The sequence below is a fragment of the Rhodococcus sp. T9N genome (genome assembly GCF_024436645.1).
In the GTDB taxonomy this organism is placed as follows: domain Bacteria; phylum Actinomycetota; class Actinomycetes; order Mycobacteriales; family Mycobacteriaceae; genus Rhodococcus_F; species Rhodococcus_F qingshengii.
The window spans coordinates 76,858-96,270 of the sequence record NZ_JAMSKS010000003.1; the positions used below are offsets into that span (position 1 = coordinate 76,858).

18 protein-coding genes, 1 pseudogene and 1 riboswitch are annotated in these 19,413 nt (G+C 63.8%); of the genes and pseudogenes, 9 read left to right on the plus strand and 10 right to left on the minus strand.

Annotated features, from left to right (window positions below):
• Positions 1-19: 19 nt before the first annotated feature.
• Entirely contained in the window at positions 20-2,344 is a 2,325-nt protein-coding gene (locus M1L53_RS06760; protein WP_054188880.1) for a helicase-associated domain-containing protein, read from the minus strand.
• 60 nt (positions 2,345-2,404) lie between these two features.
• Here M1L53_RS06760 and M1L53_RS06765 point away from each other — a divergent pair, with 60 nt between their 5' ends.
• Complete coding sequence (locus M1L53_RS06765; RefSeq protein WP_019744939.1) at positions 2,405-2,593, plus strand: hypothetical protein; 189 nt, start codon at positions 2,405-2,407, stop codon at positions 2,591-2,593.
• An 83-nt stretch (positions 2,594-2,676) separates the two neighbouring features.
• Here the strand turns inward: M1L53_RS06765 and M1L53_RS06770 are convergent, their stop codons facing one another.
• Positions 2,677-3,240 (minus strand): transglycosylase family protein, encoded by a 564-nt coding sequence (locus M1L53_RS06770; protein ID WP_003939675.1) that lies wholly within the window; start codon positions 3,238-3,240, stop codon positions 2,677-2,679.
• A gap of 8 nt (positions 3,241-3,248) precedes the next feature.
• A riboswitch (cyclic di-AMP (ydaO/yuaA leader) is annotated at positions 3,249-3,469 on the minus strand.
• Positions 3,470-3,852: 383 nt separating this feature from the next.
• On the opposite strand from M1L53_RS06770, the gene M1L53_RS06775 reads away from it, so the two are divergent.
• Complete coding sequence (locus tag M1L53_RS06775; protein WP_054188879.1) at positions 3,853-5,250, plus strand: YncE family protein; 1,398 nt, start codon at positions 3,853-3,855, stop codon at positions 5,248-5,250.
• 94 nt (positions 5,251-5,344) lie between these two features.
• On the opposite strand, the gene M1L53_RS06780 is transcribed toward M1L53_RS06775, so the two are convergent.
• Complete coding sequence (locus tag M1L53_RS06780) at positions 5,345-5,734, minus strand: YccF domain-containing protein (protein ID WP_003939919.1); 390 nt, start codon at positions 5,732-5,734, stop codon at positions 5,345-5,347.
• A 33-nt stretch (positions 5,735-5,767) separates the two neighbouring features.
• Positions 5,768-5,995: a hypothetical protein gene (locus M1L53_RS06785; protein WP_003940194.1), complete on the minus strand. Its 228-nt coding sequence runs from the start codon at positions 5,993-5,995 to the stop codon at positions 5,768-5,770.
• Positions 5,996-6,210: 215 nt separating this feature from the next.
• Between M1L53_RS06785 and M1L53_RS06790 the strand changes: the two genes are divergently transcribed.
• Positions 6,211-6,624 (plus strand): cold-shock protein, encoded by a 414-nt coding sequence (locus tag M1L53_RS06790; protein ID WP_007733502.1) that lies wholly within the window; start codon positions 6,211-6,213, stop codon positions 6,622-6,624.
• 88 nt (positions 6,625-6,712) lie between these two features.
• Here the strand turns inward: M1L53_RS06790 and M1L53_RS06795 are convergent, their stop codons facing one another.
• From M1L53_RS06795 to M1L53_RS06805, 3 genes are all read right to left on the minus strand, one after another.
• A complete protein-coding gene (locus M1L53_RS06795; protein WP_223304425.1) occupies positions 6,713-7,180 on the minus strand; it encodes a DUF2771 domain-containing protein in 468 nt (155 codons plus the stop codon).
• A 26-nt stretch (positions 7,181-7,206) separates the two neighbouring features.
• Positions 7,207-8,901 carry an MFS transporter gene (locus tag M1L53_RS06800; protein WP_223304424.1) on the minus strand — a complete coding sequence of 565 codons (1,695 nt, stop codon included), beginning with the start codon at positions 8,899-8,901 and terminating at the stop codon, positions 7,207-7,209.
• A 69-nt stretch (positions 8,902-8,970) separates the two neighbouring features.
• Complete coding sequence (locus M1L53_RS06805; RefSeq protein WP_073512664.1) at positions 8,971-9,801, minus strand: glutaminyl-peptide cyclotransferase; 831 nt, start codon at positions 9,799-9,801, stop codon at positions 8,971-8,973.
• 38 nt (positions 9,802-9,839) lie between these two features.
• Between M1L53_RS06805 and M1L53_RS06810 the strand changes: the two genes are divergently transcribed.
• The 3 genes and pseudogenes from M1L53_RS06810 (at position 9,840) to M1L53_RS06820 (ending at position 13,960) form a co-directional block, all read left to right on the plus strand.
• Complete coding sequence (locus M1L53_RS06810) at positions 9,840-10,661, plus strand: DUF3027 domain-containing protein (protein ID WP_030535360.1); 822 nt, start codon at positions 9,840-9,842, stop codon at positions 10,659-10,661.
• 68 nt (positions 10,662-10,729) lie between these two features.
• A pseudogene (locus M1L53_RS06815) lies at positions 10,730-13,402 on the plus strand (sacsin N-terminal ATP-binding-like domain-containing protein).
• Positions 13,403-13,408: 6 nt separating this feature from the next.
• Entirely contained in the window at positions 13,409-13,960 is a 552-nt protein-coding gene (locus tag M1L53_RS06820) for a phosphatase PAP2 family protein (RefSeq protein WP_050654714.1), read from the plus strand.
• On the opposite strand, the gene M1L53_RS06825 is transcribed toward M1L53_RS06820, so the two are convergent.
• Both M1L53_RS06825 and M1L53_RS06830 read right to left on the minus strand, forming a co-directional pair.
• Entirely contained in the window at positions 13,950-14,933 is a 984-nt protein-coding gene (locus M1L53_RS06825; RefSeq protein WP_232319120.1) for an iron-siderophore ABC transporter substrate-binding protein, read from the minus strand. The two genes, M1L53_RS06820 and M1L53_RS06825, sit on opposite strands and share 11 nt — an antisense overlap.
• 157 nt (positions 14,934-15,090) lie before the next feature.
• Positions 15,091-15,348, minus strand: a complete 258-nt coding sequence (locus tag M1L53_RS06830; RefSeq protein WP_007733492.1) for a DUF2530 domain-containing protein — start codon at positions 15,346-15,348, stop codon at positions 15,091-15,093.
• Between the two features lie 102 nt (positions 15,349-15,450).
• Here M1L53_RS06830 and M1L53_RS06835 point away from each other — a divergent pair, with 102 nt between their 5' ends.
• From M1L53_RS06835 to M1L53_RS06845, 3 genes are all read left to right on the plus strand, one after another.
• The gene (locus tag M1L53_RS06835; protein WP_003940242.1) at positions 15,451-16,905 is read left to right on the plus strand and encodes an NCS2 family permease; all 1,455 of its coding nucleotides are present in this window, start codon (positions 15,451-15,453) and stop codon (positions 16,903-16,905) included.
• A 65-nt stretch (positions 16,906-16,970) separates the two neighbouring features.
• Positions 16,971-17,402, plus strand: coding sequence for a MarR family winged helix-turn-helix transcriptional regulator (locus tag M1L53_RS06840; RefSeq protein ID WP_003939901.1), 432 nt, complete (start codon positions 16,971-16,973; stop codon positions 17,400-17,402).
• A gap of 104 nt (positions 17,403-17,506) precedes the next feature.
• Positions 17,507-18,814 (plus strand): MFS transporter, encoded by a 1,308-nt coding sequence (locus M1L53_RS06845; protein WP_007733487.1) that lies wholly within the window; start codon positions 17,507-17,509, stop codon positions 18,812-18,814.
• On the opposite strand, the gene M1L53_RS06850 is transcribed toward M1L53_RS06845, so the two are convergent.
• Positions 18,798-19,346 carry a hypothetical protein gene (locus M1L53_RS06850; protein ID WP_003940103.1) on the minus strand — a complete coding sequence of 183 codons (549 nt, stop codon included), beginning with the start codon at positions 19,344-19,346 and terminating at the stop codon, positions 18,798-18,800. The genes M1L53_RS06845 and M1L53_RS06850 overlap by 17 nt on opposite strands.
• Positions 19,347-19,413 lie beyond the last annotated feature (67 nt).

Sequence of the window (19,413 nt, forward strand, 5' to 3'; positions counted from 1 at the left end):
GCCAGTTGCTTCTTTTTTGCTATTTTTTTCCGGAGTCGACGGGGCTGACGGAAGTAATTCGGTGCAACGTGAAACGGCGAACCGCGCCGCTCGCGGGGTCGAAGGCGTCCAGCTGTCCGCCGCCAACGCTGACGGGGTCGACGATGCGATGCGTCGCGACCCCCTGGGCGTCGACGTAGCCGATATTGACGCTCGAATTGTCTCGGGCCGCCGTGGCCAGCAAGGCGATGGTGGCGGCGTTGTTCTCCCGTGAACCGTCCGTTCGCACTCCGCCGCGGCCGGGGGCGGAAGCACGGTCTCCGGCCCGCATCGTGCGGACCAACGACGCCAGCTGATCCGCCGACGGGCTCGCCGGCATCCTCGACGCCGGTCGGCTGCGACGGTTGGGTACACGTGCCCCACGTGGGCGGAGATCGACCAACGTGCCCGAGGAGTCCTCACCTGCCGGCGCGAATCCGGCGGCTCGCAGCTCGGTCAGGACTTCGCGGAGAGGGGCCTGCGAAATCGCGACGGTGGGAGCCAAGGCGCGCAGTGCCAACGGCTCGGCCACTGCGGATGCGAGGACCTCCGCCAGCAGTGACGCGTCCTCACATCGAATGAACGACGCCGCCACTCCGGCACGCAGTCGTCCGTGTCGACGGGCGACATCGTCGATCAAATACGAAAGTGATTGGGGGACAGGAGTCTTCGATTTCGAAGCGAACATCGCATGCAGTTCGGTGGCCGTCAGACCGGCGTCGAGCGCACGACGCACGCTGTCCTCGCTGATGCGGTACATGGACGCCGATCCGGCCGACTCGATGTCTGCGACCAGGCTCACCTGCTCGAGCAGGTCCGGTACCAGCGGGCCGGGCGCAACCAGAGTCAGATCCGCCTGGACCAGGATGTAGTCGATGGGCTCGGGTAGCGCGGACTGCATTTCGGCTTCGGCGTCCCCGCCGTGCAGCAAGGCTCGTCCAGGTGACGACAACGCGCCGCGGGCCACCAGCCCGAGAGCAGCGGCCTCGTCCAGAGTCCGCTCGATCGCGAACGTCCGCAGGCGCCCGCTCCATCGCGGGCGTCGCCACGCCAGCAGCCGACTTACCTCGACGGTCGACGCGGTCTGGCCGCTGTCGAGTTCGGAGAGCAGCCCCAGAATGGCCTGACGATCTCGCGGAGCCGCCGGAGCGCGGCCCTCCTCGGACAACGCCGCGATCGGCTTGTCGGTGGAATCGCGCAGCCCGATCATCCACGGGACTCGAGGTACGTCGACCCAGGCGGACGCCAGGACCTCCCACCGTCGCGCTGTGGATGCGTTCAGCCAGCCGTCGACCGCAAGCGTGGGCGTCCAGTATTCGTCCGCGTTGTCCGAGACCGGCGCCGGATCTGGTGTTCCACTGGCGATGAGTCCGGCTGCCGAGAGCAACTCGACAAGTAGGCTCACGCGCGCTTCGTCGAGATCGGCCGTCTTGGCCACGCGTCGTAGTTCTCGAACACCGAGCCCACCGGCTCGCAGTGCGGGGGCCGGCGCTGCGCCCAGAACAGCGATCACGTTCTCGCATTGGCGTACCAACTCGAGCGCCTCGCCGGCTGCTGCGGCGTTCACGTCCGCCGGCTTGAGTTTGTCGCCCCCGATGACGGGTGCGGTCAGCGTCGTCGGATCGAAAACCGGCTCGCCGCGGATGACCTGACGAACCGTCGCCGGAAGCTCGACAGTCTGCTCGTCGAGCCACCGCAGCAGGCCGGCCGCCAGCAGTCGTTGAACCGGGCGCTCAGGCGGCGTTCCGGGGGCAGCGTCGCGGGTGCGACCGATCGGGCTGGAGTTGGCGAGTGTCTCGAGGAGATCCCGCTCGCGGGTGTCCAGAGCGTTGAGCGCAGCCGAGATCTCGGTCTCGGTCATCGCCTCGGCAGGTTCGAGGGCGCGCCCCACACGCCACGGAATCATCCCGATGACTGCCGGGACGACGCTGATGGGATCGACACCCCAGATGAGGGCGGACGCGCGCATCTTCGACAGAGACTTGTCGACGGCCTTCTTGGTGACCTTGCCCTTGCCGGTCAGCGCTCGTTCGGCGATCGCACTGTTGAGCTCCGCCCGCGTCATCGGAGTTTCCTCGGCGCCGCCCAGCGCCAACAATTCGAGAAGACCGAAATCGAGGGTGTCGAGTTCGTCTGCGGCTCGGCTGACCGACGCGCGTTGCTGTGCCCGACCGCTGAGAACCACCATCGTGCTCGGCGGCGGTACGGCCAGATCGGGGCGCAGACGCAGCAACTCCGTCAACTCGGCGTCACTGCGCGCCGAGAGCCAATCGGTCAGACTTTCGGCTGCGGAACTGCCCGCCGGGGTGCCACGTGTTTCGGTCATCAGGTATCAGATTAGAGACCTGGTCTGTACGGCGTAACGGCGTCCTGTCAAAATGACTTCGTGGCCAACAATTCGAAGCAACACTATGTAGATCCAGGATGGCCGGAAACTGCAGACGGAGATCACGCAGTGACCGAATTGTCATCGACCCGCGCAGGTGGACTTTCACCCTTCGGCGAGGACACCACCTTTCCGGTTCCGGTGGAGTCACTTCCTTACGTACACCCGCACACCGTCATCAACCGATAACAACTCGACACGAAGAAGGCCCGCACCGAATCGGTGCGGGCCTTCTTGATGTTCGAGCGTCCGAGCGGACAGTCTTGCCGGTGTTACTTGAGGAACGACTTCGCGGTGTCGGCGACTGCGAGGATCTGCGGGTCGACCGGGATGCCGTTGGCCTCGGCGAATGCGATTGCCTGATCGATGGCGTCGGCGACCGGGTGTGCAACGGTCTGTGCGACCTGCTGCGCCGGAGCCGGAGCTGCCTGAGGAGCCGTCGTGGCCGGAGCGGAACGCTCGGTGGCGCCGCTGCTCAGCCCGAGGCTGGAGGAGCAGGACGGCCATGCGCCCCAACCCTGGTTTGCGAGAACACGCTCGGCAACAACGATCTGCTGCTCGCGAGTGGCCTGGTTTGCGGTGGCTGCGTACTGTCCGCCGCCGTGTGCGTTCCACGTGCTGGGGGAGAACTGCAGTCCGCCCTGGTAACCGTTGCCTGTGTTGATGGCCCAGTTTCCGCCGGCCTCACACTGGGCGAGACGATCCCAGTCGGAGTCGGGGGCAGCGTTTGCGGTTCCGGTGGCTGCAATTCCTGCTACGCCCATGATGGCGCCGGTGACGGCGACCTTGGCGACAGTGCGGCCGGTGGTGGTGGGCTTGCGATGGCGTCCGCTCATGATGGTCGAAATCCTCTCCACACGCGCCTGCGAGGTCAGCTGTCGGGTTCGGGCTGAGAGGTCGCCCGGCCTCGCCTTTCCTGGCTGGAAAGGGTCTGGCTTCACCCCAAGATTCGGTCTTGCGATCGAACCGGTGTCCACTGGAGAACTTTTCTGTTCTCACAGAGGACTTTGGGTCCCCCGTCCTCGTCCCTGGAATGCTCTGTCGGAAGTCCGGTACCCGCGGGACAAGGCTTGGCGCGGCGGGCCGGAGGTGGCCGAGTTTCCCGGCCGAAAACGACGGTAACGGCTCGAGTCGCTCGTGTCACCATTTGATAACGCGGCGTGGCGAAAGCCGTACAACGCGTCACACAAAGCGCAGGAGACTCTTCCCAGGTAGGTGGGGGTGCCCGAGTGAATGTCCGGTTGTGTCCGTTCCGTTATCCATCCGTAATGTGAGCAAGGTCACACGTTATGTGGAAATACAATTTCGGGCGATTGAGAGGTGTGTCGATCCGGACCCAAGGTGTGGCCCGTGTCTCAACATCGAGATCGAAACTTAGGTTAGGTTTGCCTGACTTGCCTCGATTGGGCAGGTTTCGCAGAGTCTTCCAAAGAAGTAGGGCACCCCTCATGAAACTGCAATACCGTCGGCGTGCGGTCACCGCGTCACTCGCCGTCGCCGCTGCTGCTGTCGGCCTGGCCGTCACTGCTCCCGCTGCACACGCCTCACCCGAGGATCCGACACACGGTGTTGTCGGAAGCTATTCCGCAACCCAGCCCGGCGACATCGTCGTCGACTCGGCAACCCACCGCGGATACATCACGCAGTACGGCGGACCGACCAGCTCGTTGTCCGTCGTCGACACGAACACCGGCAAGTCCGTCGGCACCATCGACGGCGTCGTCGGTTACCCGTCGGCACTTGCCGTCGACTCGGGCCTCGGACGCGCATACGTGTCCTCCTCCTACGGCGGCGCGATCTCGATTGTCGACACGAAGACCGGGAAGGTCGAAAAGACGGTCACGCTGAGCGAGAAGAACCCCGACGGCTCGCGTCCGCAGATCAACGATGTCGTCGTCGATCCCACAACACACCGCGCGTACTTCTCGGACTACAAGTCCGGCAACATCCGAGTCGTCGACCCCAACGCCGCCGACGCCGTGTCGAGCATTCTGGTCCACAAGTCGGCAACGCCGACCAAGCTCGCCTTCGACAGTGTCCGCGGCTTCCTCTACATCGCGGACACCAACTTCTTCGACGAGAATTACGGCCGCACGCTGTGGCAGGCGGACGTACGCAAGGGCGGAGCACTCAAGTCGATCGTGCGTGCCGACAACCTCTACCCGGTCGACGTCGATGTCGACACGAACACCGGCAACATCTACATGACCGACACCCGGGCAACCAACCTGTGGGCGATCACCCCGGCCGGCGCGATTCTGTCGAAGACCACGCTGTCTCCGACCGCGATTCCCAACGGCGTGGTCGTCGACGCTGCGGCAGGCATTGCATATGTCGCGGACGTCATGAACGGACACCTGTGGTCGGTCGATCTGACGACCCGCGCCACCACCGCTCTGACCGATACCAAGGTTCCGGCACTGGAGAAGGTCAAAAACCTCGCGCTCGACACCTCGACCGGCGCCATCGCGTCGACGACCAACGGGGGCAAGGTGACAGTCGTTGCCGCGTACCCGCTACCCGCGACCGTCGAATTGCCTGCCGCTCAGGTAGGTAAGGCATATTCGCAGAAGCTCACTGCCGCCGATGCGCGCGTAACCTTTGCACTCACCAGTGGCACTCTGCCCGGCGGACTGTCCCTCGCACAGGACGGCACCATCTCGGGTACCCCCACCGCTGTCGGCAGCGTCACCGTCGAGGTCACTGCGAAGAGCGTGCTTTCGCGTGCTTCGAGCGTGACCATCGTGGTCTCCGAGGGGCCGGTCGGCCCCGTCGATCCGGGCAACCCGGGAACGGGTACCGGTTCGCTCGGTAACCTCCCCGGACTCGGTAGCCTCGGCCGCTGATACGACCTGATACCAGAGAACCCGACCACGGCAACTGCTGTGGTCGGGTTCTTCGGTCCGCGGGCCCGCTATGCGTAATCGACGCGGTCCACGACTATGCGTAATTCACCCGGTCCACGTCGACGATCTCCTTGCCGAGCGGCATCAGCGAGATCGGAATCATCTTCAGGTTCGCGACCGCGAGCGGAATTCCGATGATCGTGATCGCCATCGCGACGGCGGTGACGATGTGTCCGATCGCCAACCAGATACCGGCGATGATCACCCAGATGACATTGCCGATCATCGAACCGACACCAGCGGTCGGCTTGTCGACGACGGTCTTACCGAACGGCCACAGTGCGTAGATGCCGATGCGGAATGCCGCGATTCCGAAGGGAATCGTGATGATGAGGATGCAGCAGATGATGCCTGCGGCGAAGTAACCCAACGCCAGCCAGAAGCCGCCGAAGACCAGCCAGATCACGTTCAGGAGGATTCTCATGGTCAGTGACCTTTCGGTTGGAGGCGGGAGTGATCAGCGCACGCGTCGACCGGATCTGAGCGTGTAGACGATGGCCAGAAGGAAGCCGATCGGGCACGCGAGTGCTACCAGGTACAACGCCAGGCCGGGTGGGGTGTCGCTGAAGATATGGACTGCGAAGATGGCCACGATCGCCAGGAATCCGACGATGAACAGTGCCATCGCCGTACGGAACAGACCGTTTCCGGTGCCGGAAGTGCGCGGGTTCGGTTGAGGGTCCACACCTACGAGGATAGTGCCTGTAAACCTGGGTGCCGACCCGGGTTCGTCACAGGTAGACTGTTAACAGACTGCGCGCCCCGCTGAAGCAAGTGTGGGGCGCGTTCTTTTGCATTCTTCCACCGGAAGCGATGCGAGCAAGGCCATGAGGCTCTTCCGAGAGCCTCCCGAGCACATTGGGGCAGACGCCCCAGTCGAGTGATGAGCAGGTGAACGCGGTGCCGACCGGCAAGGTGAAGTGGTACGACGTCGAAAAGGGTTTCGGCTTTCTGTCGCAGGAAGAGGGCGAGGACGTCTACGTCCGTGCTTCCGCTCTCCCCGAGGGCGTCGAAGGCTTGAAGGCCGGCCAGCGCGTCGAGTTCGGAATGGCTGCGGGCCGCCGCGGTCCGCAGGCACTGAGCCTGAAGGTACTCGAGCCGGCGCCGTCGTTGCGCGGCGCGACGGCGACGCGTCGTGAGCCCGTCGAGCGTAAGCACACCCCTGATCAGTTGCACGGCATGGTCGAGGACATGATCACGTTGCTCGAGGCGAAGGTCCAGCCGGATCTGCGCAACGGCAAGTACCCGGACCGCAAGACCGCTCAGCGGATCTCCGAGGTCGTCCGGGCCGTCGCTCGCGAGCTCGACACCTGATCGCTCGATACGAGCTGCCATACACGGCTTCGAAACAAAATGCCCTGCACACCAATCGGTGTGCAGGGCATTTTCGACGTTCCGGGGATCAGGCGGTCTTGATCGACCAGATCAGCAGTCCCTGTTCGCTTCCCTCACCGACGGCGAGGTGGATTTCGACGCCGACGAGTTGCTTGACGGGATCGCTCGAAGACTCGACCGTCACTGCCAGGGCCTCGCCGGGCTCGAAGACTCGGGGCTCACCGGTCTGGTTGCCGTCGGCATCCTCGTAGACGGCGAGCAGTGCCCACTGCGCATCCGAGACGTCCGTCGACAACGACAGCTGCAGCGGGTAGCCCGCTGGAACGTCGAGTGCGTAGATGTCGCCCACCTGGGCGCACTGGGACAGGTCGATGGTGCAGAAACCGGCAGGGTTCGTTTCGATCGTCTTGCCGTGTGCGTATGCAGTGATGACCGGCAGCTTGTCGGGGTCGTCGTTGATGTTCTTGATGATCACGAAAAGAACGGAGACGTAAGCAACCAGTGCCACCACCATCAGGACACTGATCGCTGCCACGATCTTCTTTGTTCTCGAGCGCATCATCACTGCGGAGTACTTCCTTGTCCTCGGTTGGATTTACCGGTGTAAATCACTTCGGTCACTTCTTGTTCGGCCAGATCGGGTCGCTTCCCGCCGAGGCCGGGCAGGAGGCTGCTTCCTCGGTAGCTCAGGAAGGTCTGCAGAAGCCCGATCGTCAGGAACACCGATACAACAGTGAACCCGATCCAGTATTCGGTCGGAAGCAGAACCCCCAATGCGCCGCCGAGTACCCAGCTCAGCTGCAGAACCGTCTCGGATCTACCGAATCCGGACGCGATCGATTCCTCGGGCAGGTCGTGCTGGAGTGACGCGTCGAGTGAGACCTTGGCGAGCGCGCTGGCGGCCGATGCGATGAGCGTGGCAAGCGCGGCCGTCATGAGGTTGTCCGTCAGAGCTGCGATCACCGCGATGATCCACACCGACGCAGTACACCGGAGCACGATCAAGGCAGGCCGGCCGAGCTTGAGGCGCGCACCCGTGGCATTTCCGGCGAAGTTACCCAGACCGGCTGCTGCGCCGACCAGGCCGAGCATCATGGCCTGCTGGAGCGGCTCGTGATCGGTGCGTGATTTGGCGACGAACGCGATGTAGAGCGTCAGGAAGCCGGTGAGCACGCGAATGGTGCCGTTGCCCCAGAGTCCGATGATCACGGCGCGTCCGAGAGGCTGACGGACCTTGGCAGGTTTGGCGTCCGGCTGCGGTGGGGCGCTGCCGGCGTGATGCGCTTCGTCCGGGTGGTAGGTGATGGTCGCGGGAACCTCACCCTCGGTGACCTCGACCCACGACGGGATTCGCATGCTCAGATATGCGCCGAATACGGTGACGGCGACCGCGAACCACAAGGCGCCGGTGGAACCGAAAGCCAGCGCGAGCGCACCTGCGACAGCGCCGGCCCCGATCGTTCCACCGATCAGCCCGAAGACCGTCAGACGCGAATTCACGCGCACCAGGTCTATTTCCGGTGGTAGGACGCGTGGTGTCACTGCGCTCTTGAGCACCGAGAACGATTTACTGAGCACCATCATGCCGAGCGCGGCCGGATAGAGGATCCAACTGTCGAAGTTGAAGACCAGGATCACCGCGAGGAGCGTCCGGATTCCGAACGACGACGCGAGTGCGATGCGGCGTCCGCGCTGCAACCGGTCGAGCATGGGGCCGATGAGCGGTGCGATGACCGCGAACGGTGCGATCGTGATCAGGAGATAGAGCGCGACCTTGGTCTTGTCCTCGCCCGTCGCGGCCGAGAAGAACAGCGTGTTGGCCAGAGCGACGGAGATCGCCGCGTCGGTCGCGTTGTTCGTCATCACCGCGTAGGTGAGAGCGGTCAGACCGGACTTGTCCGCGCCGTCGGCCTTCGCCGCGCGCTGGAAGGTCGCGATGCCCTTGTTCGTCAGTTCGCGGCTGCGCATCGCTGCGACGCGAGTGACGGTGAGCTTGCGAGGCATCGGTGGAGCCTTGGGAGCGTCCGCCCCCGGCGTCTTCGAACCGGCCGCGGATTCGGAGTCTCCCCGCGATTCGGGAATCGGATGCAGCGGTGGCAAAGGCGTGCGACGGGCAGCGGGACGGGCCGAAGGTGGGTAATTGTCCGGGCGGGCCGCGGGTGGGTAATTGTCGTAACCGGGGTGCACCTGTTGCCCCTCCGGCTCGTCGTGGATTCGCCGAGTTTCGGGGTCGTAGGGTTCGCGCGGTCCGGTCACCACTCAATTCTGTCCTAGTGTCGGCGCGGCTACCACGCACACCCCTGCGAGTCCTGTGTCATGTCGGACTCAGTTAACAAAACGGACTTCGAACATCTGCGGCCAATACTTGCCGGTGAGCAGGAATCGGTCGGTACCGGGAATCTGCGCGATGCCGTTGAGAACGTCGACGGTGCTGGTCGATCCGTCCGCGACGAGTTCTTCGCGTAGCGGCGAAGCGTCGTACACGTTCGTGACGCTGCCGTCCGACGGGTCGATTCGGACGACGGTGTCCGTGGTCCAGACATTGGCGTAGACGGAGCCGTCTTCGGCGCATTCCAATTCGTTCAGCTTGCCGACGGACTCCGAAGATCTGGTGACGTCGACGGTCGAGATCGGCGCAAAGGTTTCGGGATCGCGAAAGGTCAACGTGGCCGAACCGTCGCTCGAGACAATCCGATCCCCGAGCGAACAGATTCCCCATCCCTCGGTGTCGAGTGGGAACCGCCCCCGTTCGGTCAAGGTGTCCTTGTCACGGGCGATGGCAACGCCGTCTTTCCAGGTGAGTTGCCACAGTGTGTCTCCGGCGACCGTGATGCCCTCACCGAACAACGGCGGGTCGAGATCGGCACGCGCAACTTCCGGTCCCGAAGCGGGGGACTGCTCGTCGGAGATCTCGCTCGAGCGCACCCAGGACTGCCCGACGCGTCCGGTGCTTTCGTACAACCGGTTTCCGTCGATCTCGAGGCCCTGCGTGAACGCGTCGGGATCGTGCGCGGACACTCGAACGATCTCGACGGAGCCGGTTTCGGACGTGAGGTTGTCGGGAGCGCCGGGGGAATCGGAGCACCCCGCCAAGGCCGAGGCGATCACGGCGACCACTGCAAAAGTGCGCACGGAATTGGCGTGTGACCTACTCATCTGCCCAGCATGGCAGCCCAGTGCGTTGCGGACTTGCGGTGGTGCGGCAAACTGGAGGAGTGAGTGTTGCTACTTCTCCAGAGCGTGCAGTGCCGCGCCCAGTACTGGCCGATGCGGTCGAGCTTGCCCGAAAGGCAGTCGTCGACCTGCATGAAGGCGGTGTGGGGGCATACCTCGGCGTGACGTCGGAGGACGAATTTGCCGCCACCCATCGATTTGCAGCAGACATTCCGGGATACCGCGGTTGGCAGTGGGCGGTTGTCGTCGCTGCCGGACCGGAGGACACCCACGCCACGATCAGTGAGTTGGCGCTGTTGCCGGGTCCCGACGCGTTGGTTGCGCCGGAATGGCTGCCATGGGATCAGCGGATTCGTCCCGGCGATCTGTCCGTCGGTGACCTACTCGCCCCGCCGGCCGAGGATCCTCGCCTCGTTCCCGGCTACGTTGCCACCGGTGACCCGGAAGTCGACGAGGTAGCTCTCGAAATCGGGCTCGGCCGCAAACAGGTCATGAGCCGCGAGGGCCGACTCGATGCCGCGCAGCGTTGGTTCGACGGTGACTTCGGCCCGGAGTCGGAGATGGCGAAGGCCGCGCCGTCGACGTGTGGACTGTGTGGATTCTTCCTTCCACTCGCCGGTTCGCTGCACGCAGCGTTCGGTGTGTGCGGAAACGAACTCTCCGCAGACGGCCGTGTGGTCAGCGTGTCCTACGGTTGTGGCGCGCACTCGGACACCAGCCTGCCGCTCGGTGCGGGCTCGCCGCAGTTCGACGCATTCGACGACGGGGCCGTCGAGCTGATTGCGGTGCCCGCTCGCCCGTCGAGCGCTGTTGCAGTTGAGGATTCGGTATCCACCGAGTAGAAGATCCGTTCGGTACGGACGCACTCCGCGAGGCGACGCTGCGCGCGTGGTCGGAATCTCCGACGCGATTGCGTGAAGACGCGGCTGCGGAATCCGACCTCGCAAAGGCCGGGTACCGTGACCGTCTGCTCACCGAACTGGCGCAGAACGCTGCCGATGCAGCTGCACGCGAGGGCGTCCAGGGCTCTTTGTGGGTGGACGTGGACGGTCGGACGATGACGGTGGCGAACACGGGCCGTCCACTGGACGAATCCGGTGTACATGCGCTGACCGCGCTGCGCGCGTCGAACAAGGTCGACGCCGACGAAGGTGTGACGGGACGGTTCGGCGTCGGATTCTCGGCAGTTCTCTCGGTCAGTGACGAGGTGGAACTGCGCTCGTCGACGGGATCGATTCGATTCTCTGCCTCGCACACTCTGCGCGAGATCGAGTCTCGCGAACTCCCGGTGCCGGAAACCGGTGTCCCCGTACTTCGTTTGGTGTGGCCGTCTGGCGAATTGCCGAGCGATGATGCTGATTCGGAAGTGGTGCTGACGCTTCGGCCGGACGTCGATGCCGCGGCGCTGCTTTCGCAGATGACACGTGAGGCAGTCGACCTGCTGCTCGAACTCCCGGCTCTCGGATCAATTCGTCTGGGTGAGAAGACTTTTCGGCGATCGGAACGGGTGCTGGATTCCGGCCTCGTCGAGATCGCGATCGGTGATCGCACGTGGTGGCAGTACACCGCGCCGAACGCGCGATGGTTGGTGCCGGTCCGCGACGGGGTCGTCGAGCCGGTCGCAGACGACGTCCTGCGGGCGCCGACGCGATCCGACGAGGAACTGTCGATCCCCGCGATCATCATTGCCGACATTGCAATGCAACCCGATCGGCGACGCCTCATGCCCGCTGCACCGATCGCTCCGCTTGCCGAGGGGTACGCGAAGTTCCTTGCTGCACTACCTCCTCGGCAGCGAACGGCACTCGTCCCGATCCCTGCCTTTGCCCGCAGCGAAACCGATTCGCTTCTGCGCGAAGCGCTTCTGAAGGAGCTGCAGGAAAACGAGTGGCTTCCGGTGGTCGGTGAACCCGACCGCGCGCCGCAGCGAGCATCCGTGGTGCCCGGGCTCGGGGATGACCTTGCCGAGTTGCTCACCGATATCATCGGCGGCCTGGTTGTCCCCGAGCTCTCCGGCCCCAAGCACGAGCGAGCACTCGCGGCAGTGTCGACGCACCGCATCGGGCTCGCGCGCATCGCGGAACTGCTCAGCGGTTCGGAACGTGAACCGAAGTGGTGGAATCGACTCTATTCGGCTCTCGAGCCCTTGGTGATCGACACTCTTGCGGTGGAAGAGCTTGGAACACTGCCGGTTCCGCTCTCCGACGGACGGACGGTGACCGGGCCGCGGACCGTCGTCGTCGGCGTCGAACTGGGCGAAGACGCGCCGTCGGTGCAGTGGACGAGGTTGGTTCATCCCGTCGCGGTTCACCCGTTGCTCTCTCGATTGGGAGCGCAGACTGCGAGTGCCACCGACCTGCTGTCCGATCCGGCGCTGCGCGCATTGATCGAAGATGCTGCGGACCAAGATGATTCGGTAGCGACGGAGTTGGCGCAAGTGGTGCTCGGATTGGCGGCCCACGTGGCGCCAGGGGCGCTGCCGTCGTGGATCGGTGAAGTGCTGCTTCCTGATTCGGAGGGCGAATTGCGGTCCGCCGACCAACTTCTGCTTCCGGGAGCTCCCCTTGCAAGCGTCCTGGTCGAGGATTCTCCCTTCGGCATCGTCGACGCTGATTTTGTTCAGCAGGTGGGGGAGCAGGCGCTACGGGTAGTCGGTGTCGGGTGGGGTTTCACGGTGGTCCGTGAGGAATTGCCTTCCGGCCCCGATCACGATCTCGACGCCGAAGACGCATGGTGGGACACCCTCGACGAGGACCCCGAATACATCGAAGCCGTGCGCGATCTCGATCTCGTGGACGAAGACCGCTGGCCGCAGGCGTTGTCGCTGCTGGTCGAGTCGCCGGCGACGCGGGCGCTGCTCACCGACCGTCGTGGATACACGGCGTGGTGGTTGCGTTCGAATGCCGAACTCGGCGGTGAGGTGCTGGGCTTGCTGCGCGCTCCGGGCGATCGCACCTTCGAGGGATTGCTCGATGCTGCCGAACACCCCGACGCCGGATTCTTCTCCGGATTGCTGGCATCGGATACTGTCGACGATCCGGAACTGGCTCAGCTGCTGCTCGATCGGCTTGCCGACCCACTACGGATGCCGGCCTCCGCCGTCGTCGCGCGGACGCACCGACTACTGGGTGAGGCAGCGCAGCGACGGGTTCTCGACCTGGAGGAACTGCACCTGCCTCCGTTCGTGCGAGGCCTTTCCGGCGATCTGGTCGATCCCGGCGACGCCCTTGTTCTCGACCGACCGTGGCTGGGAGCGGCACTACCTGCACAACGAGTGGTGCTCGGCAGCTTCGAGACGGCCGACGCACTGGCAGATCTACTCGACGTCGCGACGGCGTCTGCATCCGTTCACGGACGAGTGAGCAGCACCGGCGTCGTCACGACGTGGGCGAACGAACCGCAGGCAGTTCTCGGCTTCGCAGCCCTCGGCCGTGAGGTACCCAGCGGCGAGGTAGTGATCCATCACTAACTGACGGTGGAACTGACGGGGGCGGTCGAGACGACGGTGATCGTGCCGTGGTGGGTGGACTCGGACGGCGTTCATCACGTGATGCGTACGTGGACTCTGCCGCAAGGAATGTGAGGGCAGATGTCTTTTGATCAGTGGGTACTCGACAGCGCAGTGAGTCAGCGGACGGCGTGGCTCGTGGACGTCGTCGACGTCATCACCGACAGCGGCGGAACCCTCGCGTCGTGGCTGATCGCGACGCTGCTCACGATCGTGCTTCTGGTTCGGAGACTGCGTACCGAAGCTCTGCTGATCGCCGGATCGATGTTGACCGGTCTGCTCGTGATGAGCGGATTGAAGCGCATCTTCACGCGAACCCGCCCACCCGTTCCGGAGAGATTGATCGAAATCGATTCGTATTCGTTCCCGTCGGGCCACGCGATGATGAGCGCGATACTCGCGACTTCGGTTGCCGCCGTGATCCTTCGTCTTGCCTTGCCGAGGCTCGCGAAGATGGCAATGCTCGCGAGCCTCGGCCTGTACACGATCGCCGTCGGATTCTCCCGCGTCTACCTGGCTGCCCATTGGATGACCGATGTACTGGCAGGTTGGGCGTTCGGGATGATGTGGGCCGGGGTGTGGATCTGGGGAACCGCGCAGATCAGAAAGCGCCGGGCGCTGGTTACTTCGTGAGCTCGGCGAGTAGTTGGCTCGTGGCCCACGGCAAGCTCAGTGCCGAGCTTGCGGTCAAGGCCGCACCGACCTGCGGAGCCTGATCGTCGTTGACGTAGACGACGCGATTGTCCTTGACCACGTCGAGTTGCTGGAAGCCAGGGTTGTTTCGGACCGCCTGTGCGGCATCGGGATTGCCGATGACAACGAGACGGTCCACGTCGAGAAGATCCAGTCGTTCGGTGGAGATCGGCGCGTAGAACTCACCGTTCATCAAGGCCTCGACCGCGGGAGCAGGTTTGAATCCGAGACTGCCGAGAACCCGTCCGCGGGCGTCCTCGGAGGAGAAGGCGTAGAACTCCGGGGTCGCGTCGACGCTGATGATCACCGCGGTCTGGTCTGCAAATTCCGGGTGAGCGCTTCTGGCGTCGGCGAACTGCTTGTCGATATCGGCGACCAACTTCTCGCCGTCGGCTTCGCGACCCACTGCCTTCGCTGCGGTCTTCGTCGTGATCTGCCACGGAGTTGCGTAGTCGCCGTAGGCCGGATCCTTCGCGACGGTCGGGGCGATCGCGGAAAGTGTGCTGTACAGGTCTTTGTCGATGCTCGAGTAGAGCGCGAGGATCAGGTCGGGCTCGAGCGCAGCGATCTTTTCGACGCTGATCGTGGTTTCGGGATTGCTGCCGACGACGGTCGGTTCGGTTCCGCCCCAAGGGCCGGTGACCCATGGCCACGTGCGGTTGACGTCCGGTTCGCCCGGGTACTGGTTGACCATTCCGACGGGCTTGATGCCCAGGGCCAACAGAGCCTGCTCGTCGTTGTAACCGACGGTGACGATCCGTTGTGGTTCGGAATCGATCGTGGTGCTGCCGAAAGCGTGATCGATCGTGACGGGGAAGGCGCCACCACCGGAACTCGACGAACTACTTGCTGCGTCGTCGTTCGAACTGCAGGAGACGAGTGCTGTGCCGACCAGGGCGACCAGGGCGACCACAGCAACGGATGTCAGTCTCGTCCAACGTCCTCGGCTTTTCCAACGATTTTCGGTGCGAGATCTTCACGGCTACGTGGTTCCTTTCAGCATTGACAAGCTAAGACCGACACTGGAGTGCAGGGTAGGCTTACCATACTGAAAGGGTGAATCGACCTGCTCAGTCGACCAGACCGGCGCCCTGTTGTGCGCCCTTGTCACCGCGCACAGCTGCGCGTCGTTGAATGGAGAACAGAGCGAAGCCGAGGAAGCCGACTCCGATACCCGCGTAACAGATCGGGAGTGCATCCGACCAACGATCGCCGCTCACCGCGACCACGATCGTGGCGATCACCCACAACGCGGTGCCGATGATCAGTGCCGGCGCGGGTGCGGACAATTTGCCGATCAGGCCTGTTGTGTTGCGAGTCTCCGTCACAAAATTAACGCTACCCGTACCCCGGTGGCCTACTCTCCCTAGTGCGACCGGCTTCATGTGCGCCGGCACACGGCGACCTACAGCGATGGGGAAAGAACAAACATGGCGGCACCCGGCAAGATCCTCGACACCTATTTCAAGATCAGCGAACGAGGGTCGACGATCTCGACCGAGATTCGCGGCGGTGTCGTCACCTTCGTGGCGATGGCCTACATCGTGGTCCTCAACCCCCTGATCCTCGGCAGTTTCTCGGCTGACGACGCTGCAGCGAAGACCGACGTTCTCGGCAACATCCTTCCGGTCAACCAGGTGGCTGCGGTCACCGCTCTGGTTGCCGGCCTGATGAGCATCGTCTTCGGTGTCGTTGCCAACTATCCGTTTGCCATCGCCGCGGGTCTCGGCATCAACAGCCTGCTCGCCGTCACAATCGCACCTCAGGTCACCTGGCCCGAGGCGATGGGCCTGGTGGTCATCGACGGTGTGATCATCGTTCTGTTGGCACTCACCGGTTTCCGAACTGCGGTGTTCAATGCGATTCCCTCGGCATTGAAGTCCGCGATCGCGGCCGGTATCGGCATGTTCATCGCCTTCATCGGACTGGTCGACGCCGGATTCGTCCGCCGTATCCCCGATGCCGCCGGTACGACGGTTCCCGTCGGACTCGGAATCAACGGCTCGATCGCTTCGTGGCCGACCGTGGTGTTCATCTTCGGTGTGCTGCTCATGGGTGTTCTGGTAGTGCGCAAGGTTCGTGGTGGACTGCTGATCGGCATAGTCGTCACGACGATCCTCGCCGCGATCATCGAGGCAGTTGCCGACGTCGGACCCTCGCTCGGAACCAACCCCAAGGGCTGGAACCTCAGCATCCCCGCGATCCCGGAGATGCTCGGTGGTATGCCTGATCTGAGCCTGGTCGGCGACGTCAGCATCTTCGGCGCATTCACCCGCATCGGTGTTCTGGCCGCCAGCCTGCTTGTCTTCACTCTCGTGCTGGCGAACTTCTTCGACGCCATGGGCACGATGACGGGTCTCGGTAAGGAAGCCGGCCTGACCGACAAGGACGGAAACCTCCCCAACGTCGGTCGCGCGCTTGTCGTCGAAGGCGCGGGCGCGATCGTGGGCGGTGGCGCTTCGGCGTCGTCGAACACCGTGTTCGTGGAATCCGCGTCGGGTATCGCCGAAGGCGCCCGCACGGGCCTGGCAAACGTCGTGACCGGACTGCTCTTCCTCGTCGCGATGTTCCTGACGCCGCTCTACTCCGTCGTGCCGATCGAGGCAGCTGCGCCTGCCCTCGTCGTCGTCGGTGCGCTGATGATCGGGCAGGTCCGAGACATCGATTTCACCAAGTTCTCGGTTGCTCTCCCGGCGTTCCTGACCATGATCGTCATGCCGTTCACCTACTCGATCGCCAACGGCATCGGCGTCGGCTTCATTTCATGGGTGGTCCTGCACGCTGCCAGCGGTGGTATCAAGAAGATCCACCCGTTGCTCTGGATCGTGGCGGCACTTTTTGTGGCCTACTTCACTGTCGGACCCATTACCGACGCCCTTACGTGAAATCAGGGTTGACCGGTATTCGATTACGTGAGCTACCGGCCAGCTCTTGACGTATTGTCTGACGCGTGACCACCGAAACTCGTGCGCTGGCCAGCGATCTTTCCCTGGCTGTAGTGCGTCTCACCAGGCATCTGCGCGGCCGCAGAGTCGACGCTCAGGTATCGCTGACGCAACTGTCCGCCTTGGCGAGCCTGGATCAGTACGGCCCGATGACTCCTGGCGTACTCGCAGCACGTGAGAAAGTGCAGCCGCCGTCGATGACGCGCGTTGTTGCTTCTCTCGCCGAGCTCGGTCTGGTCGAGCGCTCGCCGCATCCCACGGACGGTCGTCAGATCATCGTAAATCTGTCCGACGCCGGGCAGGCGTTGCTCGCGGACGAAACCCATGCGCGTGAGGCGTGGATGAACGAGCAGCTGGCCGGGCTGGGTGGCGAAGAACTCGCGACGCTGCGCGGTGCCGTCGAGATCATCACCGAGATGGTCAACAAGACGGAGTAGCTCCGTGAGTTAGAGGTCGCGTAGCTCCGCTACCTAGAGGTCGTTGCCCAAACGAATTACTCGAGGGGCAAGATAGTGGGGTGCCCCGAGACCCCGATTCCGGCATGTTTGCCGCGCTCCACAACCGCAACTACCGCCTTTGGGCTTCCGGACAGATCGTTTCTCTGGTCGGCACGTGGATGCAACGCATCGCCCAGGACTGGCTGGTACTGACGCTCTCGGACGGCAATGCGCTGGCGGTGGGCATCGTCATGGCCTTGCAGTTCGGCCCGACGCTGTTCTTGTCGGTGTGGGGTGGGGTGCTTGCCGATCGGTACGACAAGCGTCGGATCCTGATCTTCACGCAGTGGGCGAGTGCGGTATGCGCGCTGGTGTTGGGTCTGCTGGACGTCGGTGGGCTCGTCGCGTTGTGGCATGTCTTCCTGATTGCCTTTGCCCTCGGCTGTGTCTCGGCGCTCGACGCACCCGTGCGTCAATCGTTCACCATCGAAATGGTGGGCAAGGAACACCTGTCCAACGCCATCGCGCTCAACTCCATGACGTTCAACACGGCCCGCATCGTCGGTCCGGCCATCTCGGGTGTGCTGATCAACCTGATCGGAACAGGGTGGGTGTTCCTGCTCAACGTCGCGACATTCGGTGGGGTGCTCATCGCGCTCTACCTGATGAACAAGAAGGAGTTGATCCCGTCGGAACCGGCCCCGCGCACCAAGGGGCAGGTGCGCGACGGGTTCCGATATGTATGGGGCCGCAAGGACCTTCGCGTGATAATGGTGTCGGTCTTCATGGTCTCGACCTTCGGCCTGAACTTCGCGATCAGCCTGGCGGTGATGGCGCGCAACACGTTCGGCCTCGAGGCCGACGGTTACGGATTGCTGTCCACGACGCTCGCCGTGGGCACCCTTGCCGGCGCTGCGTACGCCGCAAGACGGAAGGAAGCGCCGCGGTTGCGGACGTTCCTCGGTGCCGCCGTGGCTTTCGGTGTGTTCGAGGTCGCGGTGGGATTGATGCCCACCTACGCGTTGGTGGCGCTGATGTTGATCCCCACGGGCGCACTGACGTTGACGTTCACGACGTCCGCGATGAACATCCTGCAGATGTCGGTGCCTTCCGAGATGCGCGGGCGGGTGATGGGTATCTACATGCTCAGTTTCCTCGGTGGCACACCGCTGGGAAGCCCGTTGCTGGGTTGGCTCGCCGACTCCGTGGACCCACGTGCGCCCTTGATCGTGGGCGGAGTGATCTCGCTCGTCTCGGGCACTGTGGCCGGGGTGTACCTGCTACGCAGCGAAGGGCTGAAACTTCGTCTTGCGCGACCCGAAGACGGGGGCAGGCTGCCGGTTTTCGTCCTGCGTCCGGTGATCGTATGCGACGCGACCGAACAGGCAGTCGAGGCTAGCCGCGCGCCGTGACCTTCTCACGCTTGGGAAACACCGTGTAGCTCAGGGCGATTGCTCCCCAGATTGCGAGTACCACTGTCAGCTTGCTGATCCATCCGTCGAGGGCTCCAGTACGGGTGGGGTCGTCGACGAGGAAGATGGCCGCGCCGAGAAGTCCGCACGCGACGGCCCAGGCGATTGCGGCTTTGCCGAACTCGCGCCATTCGCGCAGTGCTCGCGCACTCCCGTACTTGGGTGGTGCGACGGGAGCCGGGCCGCCGGCGAATCGGTAGGCGAACCTGGCGTCGGCCCAGGAGATGAGGCTGTGTCCGAACGCGACGGAGAATCCGATGTAGGCCGCGGCAAGCCCGTGGGTGAAGTTCGCCTCGCCACCGCCACGAAGATCGAGGGCTGTGGCGACGAGCAGTACGACATCCACCAGGGGCGCGCAGATGAGCAGTGCGGCGCCCAGCGTTTTGCGGCGCAGTAGATAGCGGGCCGCGAGACCTGCGGCGATGAACACCCAGAACATGATTTCGCACGCGATGATCAAGTGGACGATCATGACATCAGCTCATTTCTAGTACGACTGTGTTAGTGATTGAAAACTAGCACAGCTGTGTTAGTTTTGT